At 72.6% G+C, this 12,177-nt stretch carries 10 protein-coding genes; 4 read left to right on the forward strand and 6 right to left on the reverse strand.

What is annotated here, in order from left to right; all coding sequences use genetic code 11:
• The first annotated feature begins 110 nt into the window (after positions 1-110).
• Complete coding sequence (locus ACZ3KP_RS36685) at positions 111-1,415, forward strand: MFS transporter (RefSeq protein WP_467504996.1); 1,305 nt, start codon at positions 111-113, stop codon at positions 1,413-1,415.
• Positions 1,416-1,419: 4 nt separating this feature from the next.
• Here ACZ3KP_RS36685 and ACZ3KP_RS36690 read toward each other — a convergent pair whose 3' ends face one another.
• Positions 1,420-1,869: a cyclic nucleotide-binding domain-containing protein gene (locus ACZ3KP_RS36690; RefSeq protein ID WP_132893962.1), complete on the reverse strand. Its 450-nt coding sequence runs from the start codon at positions 1,867-1,869 to the stop codon at positions 1,420-1,422.
• A 385-nt stretch (positions 1,870-2,254) separates the two neighbouring features.
• On the opposite strand from ACZ3KP_RS36690, the gene ACZ3KP_RS36695 reads away from it, so the two are divergent.
• Complete coding sequence (locus tag ACZ3KP_RS36695) at positions 2,255-2,677, forward strand: ATP-binding protein (RefSeq protein ID WP_467504999.1); 423 nt, start codon at positions 2,255-2,257, stop codon at positions 2,675-2,677.
• Positions 2,678-2,904: 227 nt separating this feature from the next.
• Positions 2,905-3,747, forward strand: coding sequence for a SigB/SigF/SigG family RNA polymerase sigma factor (locus tag ACZ3KP_RS36700; protein ID WP_467505001.1), 843 nt, complete (start codon positions 2,905-2,907; stop codon positions 3,745-3,747).
• Positions 3,748-3,754: 7 nt separating this feature from the next.
• On the opposite strand, the gene ACZ3KP_RS36705 is transcribed toward ACZ3KP_RS36700, so the two are convergent.
• Together ACZ3KP_RS36705 and ACZ3KP_RS36710 are read right to left on the reverse strand one after the other, a co-directional pair.
• Entirely contained in the window at positions 3,755-5,971 is a 2,217-nt protein-coding gene (locus ACZ3KP_RS36705) for an FUSC family protein (protein ID WP_467505051.1), read from the reverse strand.
• 62 nt (positions 5,972-6,033) lie between these two features.
• Positions 6,034-7,410, reverse strand: a complete 1,377-nt coding sequence (locus ACZ3KP_RS36710; protein ID WP_467505003.1) for an NAD(P)/FAD-dependent oxidoreductase — start codon at positions 7,408-7,410, stop codon at positions 6,034-6,036.
• 249 nt (positions 7,411-7,659) lie between these two features.
• Between ACZ3KP_RS36710 and ACZ3KP_RS36715 the strand changes: the two genes are divergently transcribed.
• Positions 7,660-8,469, forward strand: a complete 810-nt coding sequence (locus tag ACZ3KP_RS36715; RefSeq protein WP_467505005.1) for a methyltransferase domain-containing protein — start codon at positions 7,660-7,662, stop codon at positions 8,467-8,469.
• 30 nt (positions 8,470-8,499) lie between these two features.
• Here ACZ3KP_RS36715 and ACZ3KP_RS36720 read toward each other — a convergent pair whose 3' ends face one another.
• The 3 genes from ACZ3KP_RS36720 to ACZ3KP_RS36730 all read right to left on the reverse strand — a co-directional run bounded on the left by ACZ3KP_RS36720 (position 8,500) and on the right by ACZ3KP_RS36730 (position 12,152).
• Entirely contained in the window at positions 8,500-8,931 is a 432-nt protein-coding gene (locus ACZ3KP_RS36720; protein WP_467505007.1) for an ATP-binding protein, read from the reverse strand.
• Between the two features lie 98 nt (positions 8,932-9,029).
• Positions 9,030-10,934 (reverse strand): AMP-dependent synthetase/ligase, encoded by a 1,905-nt coding sequence (locus ACZ3KP_RS36725; RefSeq protein WP_467505008.1) that lies wholly within the window; start codon positions 10,932-10,934, stop codon positions 9,030-9,032.
• A gap of 129 nt (positions 10,935-11,063) precedes the next feature.
• Positions 11,064-12,152: a glutamate--cysteine ligase gene (locus ACZ3KP_RS36730; RefSeq protein ID WP_467505053.1), complete on the reverse strand. Its 1,089-nt coding sequence runs from the start codon at positions 12,150-12,152 to the stop codon at positions 11,064-11,066.
• Positions 12,153-12,177 lie beyond the last annotated feature (25 nt).

The following is a 12,177-nucleotide window of genomic DNA, read 5'->3' on the forward strand; positions in this document are numbered from 1 at the left end:
CTTCCGGCAGCCGCTTCCTGGGGCAACCGGTTCGGCGGCCGCGGACGTTGCTGGGATAGTGAATGCCGAATCGAAAGATGTAGCGAGCATTCAAGAAGACCAGGACGCCCGTGGACACCAGTGAGAGCAGCACCCGATCCGGCACCGAGCCCTCTGACGGGACCGCGGCCTCCCCTCCCCGGCGCGGCTGGCGCCGCTGGGCCATGGACACCCGCCCGCTGCGCATCCCCGCCTACCGCAGGCTGTGGTCGTCGACCGTCGTCACCTCGGTCGGCAGCCAGCTCACCGCGGTGGCCGTGCCCAAGCAGATCTTCGACATCACCGGCTCCTCGGCCTGGGTGGGCGCCGCGAGCCTCGCCGGGCTGCTGCCACTGATCGTGTTCGCCCTGTGGGGCGGCGCGGTGGCCGACAGCATGGACCGCCGCAAGCTGCTGCTGATCACCAACACCGGGATCGGTGTCACCTCGCTGCTGTTCTGGCTCCAGGCCGCCACGGGAACGGAGTCGGTGGCCGCGCTGATGGTGCTGCTCGCCGTGCAACAGGCGTTCTGGGGGCTGAACGCGCCCGCCCGTACCGCCTCCATAGCCCGGCTGGTGCCCGAGGGGCAGCTGCCCGCCGCGAACGCCCTGGGGTCCACGGTCATGCAGACCGGGCAGGTGGTGGGTCCGCTGCTGGCCGGTGTCCTCATCCCGGTCATCGGGCTGCCGGAGCTGTACCTGATCGACGCGCTGGCGTTGTGCGTCACGGTGTGGGCGGTCTACCGGCTGCCCGCGCTGCCGCCGCTGGCGGGCGGCGCGGCGCGGCGGGCCGGGGTGCGGGAGATCGCGGAGGGGTTCCGCTACATCTCCCTGCACAAGGTGCTGCTGCTGTCGTTCCTGGCGGACATCATCGCGATGGTCTTCGGCATGCCCCGCGCGCTGTTCCCGCAACTGGCCGCCCAGACCTACGGCTCGTACGGCGAGGGGCTCGCGCTCGGCCTGCTGTTCGCGGCGATCCCGATCGGCGCGGTCCTCGGTGGGCTCTTCTCGGGCACCTTCTCGCGGGCGCGCCGGCACGGCCCGATGGTGATCGGAGCGGTCGTCGGCTGGGGCGCCGCCATCGCCGGGTTCGGGCTGAGTGCGAACCTGTGGGTGGGCGCCGCCTTCCTGGCTGCGGCCGGGGTCGCCGACATGGTCTCGATGGTCTTCCGGGGCGCGATCCTGCTCTCCGCCGCGACCGACGAGATGCGCGGCCGGATGCAGGGCGTGTTCACGGTGGTGGTCGCGGGCGGTCCCCGGCTGGCCGACGTGCTGCACGGCACCGCGGGCTCGGTCTTCGGGCCGCGTGCCGCCGTCGCGGGCGGGGGACTGCTGGTGGTGGTCGCGATGCTGGCCCTGGCCGCGGCCGTCCCCGCCCTGCGCCGCTACCGCGTCTGACCGGCTACACGGGCCGGCGCCCGACGTACGCGTCGAGGAGCTTGCCCCGGGTGATCTCCAGCCGGCCGGCGAGGATCTCGGCGACGGTCCGCACCAGCGAGAGACCCAGCAGCGGGTCCTCCACGCACAGCGCGAGCACGGCCGCCGCGTCGTACTCGTAGGCCCGCACCCGGCTGAAGGCCACCGCCCCGAAGTCCCAGGTGTACGGCGGGAACAGCCATGACCAGCCGAGCAGGTCGCCGGCGCCCAGCGTGGCGACGGTGACCCGCTTGTGGGACGTCACCTCCTGGTCCAGGTTGACCGCTCCCGAACGGATCACCCAGAAGCGGTCCGCGGTGCCGCCGGCCTCGAAGATCCGGCTGTCCTCGGGGAAGGAGACCTCGTGTGCCAGCTCCATGAGGCGCTCGCGTTGTGCCTGGGGGAGGGCGGTCAGCAGTTTGATGGCTTTGGTCATGGGCGGGGCTCCTCGCCGGCGAGGGTACGGGGGCTTTCCCTACGCCCATTTCAGCCGCTGCCGCCTCGCCGGGCACCTCGAAGGCGGTGAGAATCGCCGGCCGGGCAGGAAAAAGCCCTGGCTGGACGGGGGAGGCCAGCCAGGGCCGTCAGAGGTGGTGCGGGGAGGACCCGATGTCAACTCCTCGACCACTTATGGGTGAACGGTAAACCATCCGGAGCGGTTTCGCGCAACCAGGAACAGGCTACGTGACCCGTTTCACTTTGGGGAGCCCCTGGAGGCCCTCAACGGGTTTGGCCGTGCCGCGACAGGTGAGCCGAAAGAAAGAGGCCCGCACCGACGGGAACCCGAAGACCCACCGGTCCAGCACCCAGGGAGCGAAAGGATGCGCGAACAGTACCGGACCGACTCAGCGGTGGCGCCGCCCGCGACGCACCTGCCACCGCCGATCCAGCCCGCCGACGCCCGCAGAGCCGTCCGTGGCGAGATCGCGAGGCATGCCGTGGCCCTCGGCGCCACCGGCCTCGAGGACGCGCTGCTCGTCACCTCGGAACTGGCCACCAACGCGATCCTGCACGGCGGCGGCATCACCGGGTTCGACGTCGACGTCGAAGCGGGCGCGGTACGGGTCTCGGTCAGCGACCACAGCGACGAGGTGCCGGTGGTCGAGCGGGCCGTGGACGAGCGGCACCGCTGGCGGGTCGGGGGCCGCGGCTGGCCCATCGTGTGCCGCCTGGCCCGGGACGTGGAGGTCGCCGGGCTGCCCTCCGGGGGCAAGCGGATCTCCGCGGTCGTACCGCTCGCGTGAGCGATGTTTTTCTCCGGCGGTGTTTGCGTCGGGTGTGAGGGGGCAGGCGGAGTGTCGTGCTTCGGACCGGAGGCGCGCGCCGGAGGGAGCGGTGACTCCACAGCCCCCGGACCCGCACCACGGTCCGGACGGTGCTCCCGCGGCGACCCTGACACCACAGTTCGGGTCGATTCCCGGAACCACGTTCCGGTGACGCCCTGAAACCCACAGTTCAGGAGCGATTCCGTATGCTCACCGACTTGTCGACCAGCCGTCCCGGGACGCCCGGCCACACCGCCGCGGGGACGTCCCGCCGCACCCACGACGACGCCCCTGACACAGCGGCCCTCTTCGCCCGTCTCGCCGCCCTCGACGAGGGCCCCGAGCGCGACGCGCTGCGCGACGAACTGGTCGCGGCCTGGCTGCCCATGGCCCACCGCATCGCCGGCCGCTTCCGCGACCGCGGCGAAGCGGTCGAGGACCTCCGCCAGGTCGCCGCCCTCGGTCTGGTCAAGGCCGTCGACCGCTACGACCCCTCCCGCGGCGCCTTCGAGAGCTACGCCGTACCCACCATCACCGGCGAGGTCAAACGCCACTTCCGCGACCGCATGTGGGCCCTGCGCGTGCCCCGCCGCGTCCAGGAACTGCGCAATCGCGTCCGCGTCGCCCGCCGCGCCCTGACCGAGAACCCCGGCTCCCCCGAACCCGGCATCGCCGACCTCGCCGCCCACACCGGGCTCACCGAGGACGAGGTCACCGCAGGCCTGGAAGCCCTCGAAAGCTTCAGCACCCTGTCCCTGGACGCCGAACTGTCCAGCACCGAGGACGGCTACAGCCTCGCCGACACCCTCGGCGACACCGACGGCTCCTACGACACCGTCATCGACCGCGAAGCCGCCAAGGAAGGCCTGCGCCGCCTGCCCGAACGCGAACGCGCCATCCTCTACATGCGCTTCTTCGAGGACATGACCCAAAGCCGCATCGCCGACCAGCTCGGCATCTCCCAGATGCACGTCTCCCGCCTCATCAGCCGCAGCTGCGCCCGCGTCCGCGCCGAAGCGATGGGACGGTTCGCCGAACCGTCCTCCTGAACCAGGGTCAGCCGGCGCGCGGTCCGACCGGTACCTTCAGCGGCCGGGCCAGGCCCACCACGGCCTCGTCCAGCCGCTGCAGATGCCGTAGCACCCGGTCGGTCACCCGGCCGTAGCGCGGGGCGCGCAGGGTGCCCGGTTCCAGCATCGACGCGATGCTGGAACCGGTCTCGATCGCGGGGGCCGGCTGCCGGCCGGCCACGTGGGCGGCGATCGCCTCGATGTTGTGCACGATCCGGCGGCCGGCCCCGCGCAGCCGGGGGTCCGCCGCGATGGCCGGGTGCGAGGGCAGCAGCTCCGCCGTCGCCGCCAGCGAACGCGCGTGGTAGGCACAGGTCTCCAGGAGCGCCACCACGTACCGGGCGGTGTCCCGGCGGGACCGCAACGGGGCGATCGGATGGGTCAGCGGCTCGGTGGCCGCCCGCAGGTCGGCCAGGGCCTGGTCCAGGTCGCGGGCCTTCTCCACCAGGTCCACCGGCGGCGCCCCGCTCAGCTGCTCGGCGGCAGCCCGGGTGACGTCCGCCAGCCGGTCCAGCGTCTCCGCCAGCAGCTCGTCCGTGCGGTGGCCGGTGTGCACGGGCAGCACCACCGCGGCCGCGATCACCCCGCACACCGCGCCCAGCGCGGTCTCCTCCACCCGCAGCACCAGCACGTCCAGGCTGTAGGTGTTGAGGAGGGTGTAGAGCAGTCCCAGCATCGCCGTCACGAAGAACGACATCAGGGTGTACGACAGCGGAGCCGAGTAGAACATCGCGAAGACGAACAGCAGCACCAGCCCGAACGCCGTCCAGGTGTGGTGCCCCACCAGCCCGGCCAGACCGATGCCGGCCACCACGCCCAGGACCGTGCCCAGCAGCCGTCGGTAGCCCTTGACCAGGATCTCGCCGGTGGACGCGGTGTTGATGAAGACGATCCAGCAGGTCAGCACCGCCCAGTACCAGCGCTGCGCGGACAGGAACTCGCCGCCCACGATGGCCAGCGACGAGCCGACCGCCACCTGCACCGCCGCCCGCGTGGTGGGCCGGCGCAGCCCGGTGGCCTTCTCGGGCTCGGGTTCGCTCTCCTCGGCGCCCTCGATGGCCGCGTCCTCGGCGTCCAGTTCCTCACGGGAGCGGGAGGTCGCCGGGGTGTCGTCGGACTCGTCCTGCGGCCCGTCCATGGCGATCCGCAGCCCCAGCACCGCCCGCGCCGTCTCACCGATGCCCCGGAAGACGTCCTGTACGGCGGGCGCGGCGGGCGGCAGGTGATCCTCCTCGCGGTAGCCGAGCAGCCGGTTGCGCAGCTGGGCCAGCGCGGTCCCGGACCGCGGTCCGGCCGGACGCAGCACCAGCAGCCGCAGCGCCTCCAGGTCCAGGCGCAGCCGCTCCATCGACTCGTCCCGCACCGGCTCCCGAGCGGCCGACGGCAGCGCGGCCCCCGGCAGATGCAGCGTGAGGGTGTCGGCCCGGCCGGCGCCGCGGGCGGTCAGCAGCAGCAGACCGAGCCGCTCGGCGGCGATCTCGGCGTCCGCGATGCGGCGCTGCACCAGCCTCGCGACCGACTCGTCGGAGGTGCCGTCCGCGAGCCGCCCCTGGATCAGCAGCGCCGTCTCGTGCAGCCGGGCCGTCCGTACCCTGACCTCCTCCACGGCCTTGTCCAGTTCGTCCGGACCGGCGTCCAGCAAGTCCGCCTGCGCGGCGACCAACTGGGCGAACCGGGCCCGAAAGGCCCGCCGCAGCCGGTCCAGGATGCCCGCCGGTGTCTGCCGTACGAGCAGGAAACGCGCCATGGCGGCACAGCCGAACGCCACCGTGATCGCGACGTACAGGCCGGGCAGCGCGGGCACGGTGGCGTGCACGAACAGCGAGACGAAGTAGATCTGGAAGCCGATCAGACCCAGCGCGGTGCCCCGGTCGCCGAAGCGGCGGCCGTACACCGCGCAGAAGATGAGCGTGACGAAGAACAGGTCGCCGAGCACCACCCGCTGGTTGAGCAACGCGCCCAGCGACACGGAGGCCAGCGCCACCGGCAGGCCGAGGGCGAGCGTGACGGCCTGCCGGGGGAGCTGCTTCTCGCGGATCGCGAAGGTGGCCACCATCGCCGTGATGGCCGCGGCCACCAGATGGAACACGTCCACCCGAAGGACCGCGAGGACGGCGAGCGCGAGGGCGATCGAGGTGACCGTGCGCAGGCCGGCGGTGAAGCGGAGCAGCCCGGGGTCGGCCGCCGCGAGCCGGCCCCACAGCTCCGCCCCCAGCGGCCGCCCCACCGCACCCGCCCGGCCGTGCCCCGCGTCACGCGGTGACGTCACGCGGGGGCGTCGCCGGGACCCTCGGCGCGCTCCCGTACCTGCTCCGGGGTCAGATACGTGTCCGTGTACTCGAAGTCCTTGAGCCGGGCGGGCTTGCGGGCCTGGAAGCCGGTGCGGACGAAATCGTCGCCGCCCAGCGCGTTCAGCACCCAGTTGGTCGCGACCCGGGTCTTGGCCACGTTGGTGCGCAGCGCCGACCAGTGGTAGCCGCGGGCCACCGCCTGCGCGGGCAGCCCGCGCAGCTCGATGCCCAGCGGCTTGGAGACCGCGTCGGTGCCGCCGAGGTCCACCACCAGTCCCAGGTCCTTGTGGACGTACGGGCGCAGTGCCTGGCCCCGCAGGGTCGCGACGACGTTGTCGGCGACCACCTTGCCCTGCCGCATGGCATGCTGCGCGGTCGGCGGGCAGACCGCGCCCTCCTCGCCCTTCGCCTTGTCCGGCACGGCCGCCGCGTCGCCGAGCGCGAACACCCCGTCGTGGCCCGGCAGGCTCATCTCGGCGTTCACCGCGAGCCGCCCCTTCACCGTCTCCGCGCCCAGCGTGGCGATCAGCGGACTGGCGGCCACCCCCGCCGTCCAGATCAGCGTGTGGGTGGGCACCACCCGCCCGTCGGTGAAGGTGACCTCCTCGGGACCGGCCTTGTCGATCGACACCCCGAGGGACACCTCGATGCCGCGCCGGGCCAGGATCTCCTGGGCGCTGCGGCCGAGTTTGTCGCCCAGCTCCGGCATCAACTTCGGCGCGATGTCGATGAGATGCCACTTGATCAGCTTGGGGTCGAGGTTCGGGTAGCGGTCCAGCGCGCCATGGGTGAGCTTCTGCAGACAGGCGGCCGTCTCGGTGCCCGCGTAGCCGCCGCCGACCACCACGAACTGCAGCCGGGCCGCCCGCTCGGCCGGGTCGTCGCTGGCGTCGGCCAGGTCGAGCTGCGAGATGACGTGGTCGCGGATGTAGGCGGCCTCCGCCAAGGTCTTCATGCCGAAGGCGTGTTCGGTCAGGCCCGGGATGTCGAAGGTGCGGGTGACGCTGCCCGGGGCCAGCACGATGTAGTCGTAGCGCTCGTCGACGAGCTTGTCGGTGATGGTGCGCACCACGCACACCTTGGATTTCAGGTCCACGCCGATCGCACCGCCCGGGATGATCCGGGTGCGGTACTTCTTGCTGCGGCGCAGCGAGACGGCGATCGACTGGGGGGTCAGCACGCCCGAGGCGACCTGGGGCAGCAGGGGCAGGTAGAGCTGGTAGGAGAACGGGGTCACCAGGGTGATGTCGGCCTCGTCGGGGGCGAGTTTCCGCTCCAGGCGGCGTACGCATCCCACTCCGGCGAAGCCGGCGCCCACCACCAGGATCCTGGGTCGTGTCACGGTGTCCATCCCTTTCCGCTGCTCCAGAGACCCGGATTCACGCCCTTCGGATGCCCCGGAACGCTTGCTTCGCACCACTTCGATCCCACCGTGCCCGACGCCGTTCCGCCAGCCGGGCGGCGCAGGCAGACGAACGCGTGGGCTCCAGCATGCCCCCTCGATCGTCCGGAGTAACCGGCTGACGTACATGTATGCGCCGCACTTCCGTTCGTTCCGTGGCCGCCCCACGGCGCCACGCACGCCAGTAGGGTGTCCCGCATGGCGCAGACCCGGCCCGGCACGGGCTTCCAGAAGCGGCACATCGACCCCGCCCGGGTGGCCCGGCTGGTGGGCGCCCTTGACTCGCAGGACGCCAATCCGGGGGTGCGGCGGCTGCGCGCCTGGGCCGAGGAGGCGCTGGCGGTACGGCCCGGCGAGCGAGTCGTCGACGTCGGCTCCGGCACCGGCTCGGCGACCCGGGCCCTGGCCGCCGCCGTCGGCCCGGACGGGGTCGCGATCGGTGTCGAGCCCAACGGCGGGCTGCGCGCGGTCGCCGAGGAACGGTCGGCGGACAGCCGGGCGCGCTTCACCGACGGCGACGCGCTCGCCCTGCCGATGCCCGACGGCTCGATGGACGTCGTGTGGTGCGAGCGAGTGCTCCAGCACCTCTCCGAACCGGACCGGGCGGTCGCCGAGATGGCCCGGGTGCTGCGTCCCGGCGGCCGGGTGGCGCTCCTGGACACCGACTGGGGCACCACCCTCCTGCACCCCGCGGAGCCGGACGTCGTGAGCGCGCTGATGTCCACCGTCCTGGGCGGTGCCAACCCCTATGCCGGGCGCCGTCTGCTCGGCCAGCTCGGCGCGGCCGGGTTCGTCGTGGACGACCGCGGCTCCCAGGCCCTGCTCCAGGACCACCGCACGGTCGCCTGGCCGCTGATCCGCATGCTCGGCGAGTCCGCGGTCCGCACCGGCGCGCTCACCGAGGAGCAGCGCGACACCCTGTACGCCGACCTGACCGAGGCCGCCGGGCAGGGCGCCCTGCACATGTCGGTGACGATGTTCGGGGTGGTCGCCCACCGGCCCGCCTGACCCGACCGGGCTCCTCGCCCCACCGGCCTCTCACCAGGGCAGGAAGGCGTGGATGTCCTTGCCCGACTCGGTGACGACCACGCTGACCTGCTCGCACAGGGTGTGCAGCAGGTGCCAGCCGACGCCGCCCCCGCCGCTGTGCGGATGGAAGGGCCGCGGCTCGGGCCGGACCTGGCTGGTGTCGTGCATGGTGACGTGCACACCGTCGTAGGTTCGGCGCATCCGCAGCTCGAAGGGGCCCGGCGCGTACTGCACGACGTTGGCGGCCAGCTCCGTCACGGCCAGCAGGATGTCGTCCCAGCACTCCGGCGCGGTGGGCGGCGCGACCCGCGCCAGGTCGGCCAGATACCCGTCCGCGGCGAGCCGGGCGCCGGTCACGTTGCTCAGCTCGCCGGGAAAGGAGACCGTACGGTCGAGGGTCTCCCCTCCAGCTGGTCTGCGGTCCCGTGGCCCGGTCGGCATCTCGTCTCTCCCGGCCCGCGAGGGGGCGTGGTCAGGGTGCTGATCTCTTCCTTCTTCGCGGCGAGTGCCCGCAGGAGGGCAGGCTACGCGTGATCCGCTCAGCGGAACACGTCGTCGGCGTCGTCCCACTCGGCCGGCTCCTGCGAGCCCGGCCGCCGGACCGCCCGTGAGCGGGCCTGGTACATGGCGTCGATCTCGGCCGCGTAGTGGTGCGCTATGGCGTCCCGGCGCAGCTTCATCGACGGCGTCAGCATGCCGTTGCCCGGCGCGAACGGTTCCTGGAGCACCCGGTAGACCCGGATCGACTCGGAGCGGGACACCACGCTGTTGGCGGACGCGATGGCCCGGGCGATCTCCTCGCGCAGCGCGTTCTCCTCCCGCGCCTCGCGCTGGGGTGAGTCGCCCGGCACCGCCAGCGCCCCCCGCCAGTGGGCGAGGAAGTCCGGGTCCAGGGTGATCAGCGCGCCCACGCAGGGCCGGTCGTCACCGACGACCACCGCCTGGTGCACCAGCGGGTGCATCCGCAGCCGCTGCTCCAGCGGCGCCGGGGCCACACTCTTGCCGCTGCTGGTGATGATGATGTCCTTCTTGCGGCCGGTGATGGTCAGATAACCTTCCGGGTCGAGCCGCCCGATGTCCCCGGTGGCCAGCCAGCCGCCGCGCAGCGCGGCCCGGGTCGCGTAGTCGTCCCCGACGTATCCCTGGAACACGGACGGTCCGCGCACCAGGATCTCGCCGTCGTCGGCCACCTGGATCTGGGTGCCCGGCAGGGCCTGGCCGACCGTGCCCGACTTCTCCCGGCCCAGTGGCTGCATGGTGATCCCGCCGCTGGACTCGGTCAGTCCGTACCCGTCGTGCACCGGGATGCCGATGCCCTCGAAGAACAGGGTGAGTTCACGGCTGAGCGAGGAGCCGCCGGAGGTGGCCCGCAGCACCCGGCCGCCGAGCGCCGCCCGCAGTTTGCGGTACACCGTCCGCTCGTACAGGGCGTGTTGCAGCCGCAGGTCGAAGCCGGGGCCCGCGCCCGTGCCCAGCCGCTGCCGCTCCTCGGCGGCGGCGAAGTCCCGCGCGGTCTCCACGGCCCGCTCGAACAGGGCCCCGCGGCCCGACTGCTGGGCGGTCCGCAGGAACGTCTTGTACAGCTTCTCCAGCACCGACGGCACCGCGTACAGATAGGTCGGCCGGAAGGTCCCGAGCGCCGAGGCCAGCGCCGTCTCGGACATCTCCGGCTCGTGGCCCATCAGGATCCCGCCGCGCAGGCAGATCACCATGATCATCAGGCCGTACACGTGCGAGAACGGCAGGTAGGCCAGGACCGAGGCCTGTTCGCCGGGGCGCGCGGCGGTGTGCCCCCAGCCGGCCAGCAGGGTGTCGCACGGGTACGCGAGACCGCGGTGGCTCAGCGCGCAGCCGAGCGGCCGGCCGGAGGTGCCCGAGGTGTAGGTGATGGCCGCCGTGGAGTCCGGCATGACGATCCGGCGCAGCGACTCCACCGTGGTCAGCGGGACGAACCTGCCCCGCTGCACCAGATCCGGCAACGCCCCGGAGTCCAGCTGCCACACGTGTCTGAGCCCGGGCAGGTGCTCGCAGACGGTGCCCACGGTCATGACCGCCTGCTCGTCCTCGACCACCACGGCCACGCAGCGAGCGTCCCGCAGGATCCACTCGACCTGGTCCCGGGAGGACGTCGGGTGGATCGGCACGACCTCCGCGCCCACCGACCACAGCGCCAGGCACAGCACCGTCCACTCGTAGCGCGTACGTGCCATCATGGCCACGCGCTGTCCGGGCGAGATCCCCGAAGCGATCAGTCCCTTGGCCAGATCGACCACTTCGTCGCGCAGTTCGACCGCGCTGACCTCCTCCCAGCCCGTGGCCGGTTCGTCGGGCCGGCGCGCCAGCACCGGCAGGGTCGGGTTCCGGTCCGCCGTCTCGAAGATGCTGTCGGCGAGCCCGCCGGTCAGGGTCGAAGCGGTCGTCGGAGCGAGGGCGTAGTCGCGCATGCGCTGCTCCTGGTTGTACGGAGGGTGACCCTCCCGATCGGTACTGTCGTCGACGCGGGTCGAATCTAGCCCAGGGGAGCGCGCCCCGTGCCAGGAACGGTCAACTCGTGTCCGCCCGATGACATGCGCTCACCCCTGCGTTCGGCGCACACATTCCACGACGACGTCCCGCAGGCTCCCGGTGCGCTCCAGGAACGACCGCTGCTCGCGGGCCCCGGTCCCCCTGTGCAGCAGCTGTGCCAGGGCCTCCTCGACTCCGCTGGTGTCGCCGCTGTCGGCCAGCGCGGCCGCGGTGTACGCCAGCAGCGCCCGCAGCACCTCGTCCGCGGGACGCGGCCGCATGGTCACCGGATGCAGGAGTTCCGCCTCCAGTCCGGTGCGGGCGGCCTGCCAGGAGGCCATCCTGAGCATGCTCACGCTGTGGTCGAGCGGCGGCCGGCCGGCCCGCCAGTCGCGCGCGGCCGTCTCCACCAGGGCGCGGGTCAGCGCGGCGACGAGGACGGTGGTGTCGGCGCGCAGGCAGACGTCGGCCACCCGGACCTCCACCGTCGGGTAGTGCTCGGACAGGCGTGCGTCGAAGTACACCATCCCCGTGTCCAGGATGACCCCGCTGGCCACCATGTCCGCGACCCGCCGCCGGTACCCCTGCGGCGTGCCGAACAGCTCGGTCGGCCCCGCCGACGGACCGCGCGCCCACAGCCGGCTGCGGAAGCTGGCGTAACCGGAGTCCCGGCCCTGCCAGAACGGCGAGTTGACACTGATCGCGCGCAGCACCGGAAGCCACGGCCGCAACCGGTCGAGGACGGCGACGCCCTCCTCGTCGGACTCCACCGACACATGCACGTGGCAGCCGCAGACGAACCAGTCCGTGGTGGCGGTCCCGAACCGTCCCGCCATCCAGTGGTAGCGGTCGTGCCGGGTGAGCGCGGGCGCCACGGGCACGGGGCAGGTGGCGAGCGCGGCGACCGCGCAGCCGATCTCCCCGGCGAGCCGGGCCGCCTCCTTGCGACAGCGGGCGATCTCGGCGCCGAGATCGGTCATGTCCTGTTGCGGACTGGTCGCCAACTCCAGCATCTGCCCGAAGAGTTCCTTCTGGAACACCAGCTGCCCGGGGTCGTCCTGGGCGGCGCGGTCCAGGACGGCGGCCGACTGGGGCATCGGCTCGCCGCTGTCCGGGTGGACCAGCAGGAGTTCTTCCTCCACTCCGACGGTACGCAGCAAGGGGAACCGCCCTCCGGCCGGG

The sequence above is a fragment of the Streptomyces sp. NPDC020958 genome (assembly GCF_055562175.1).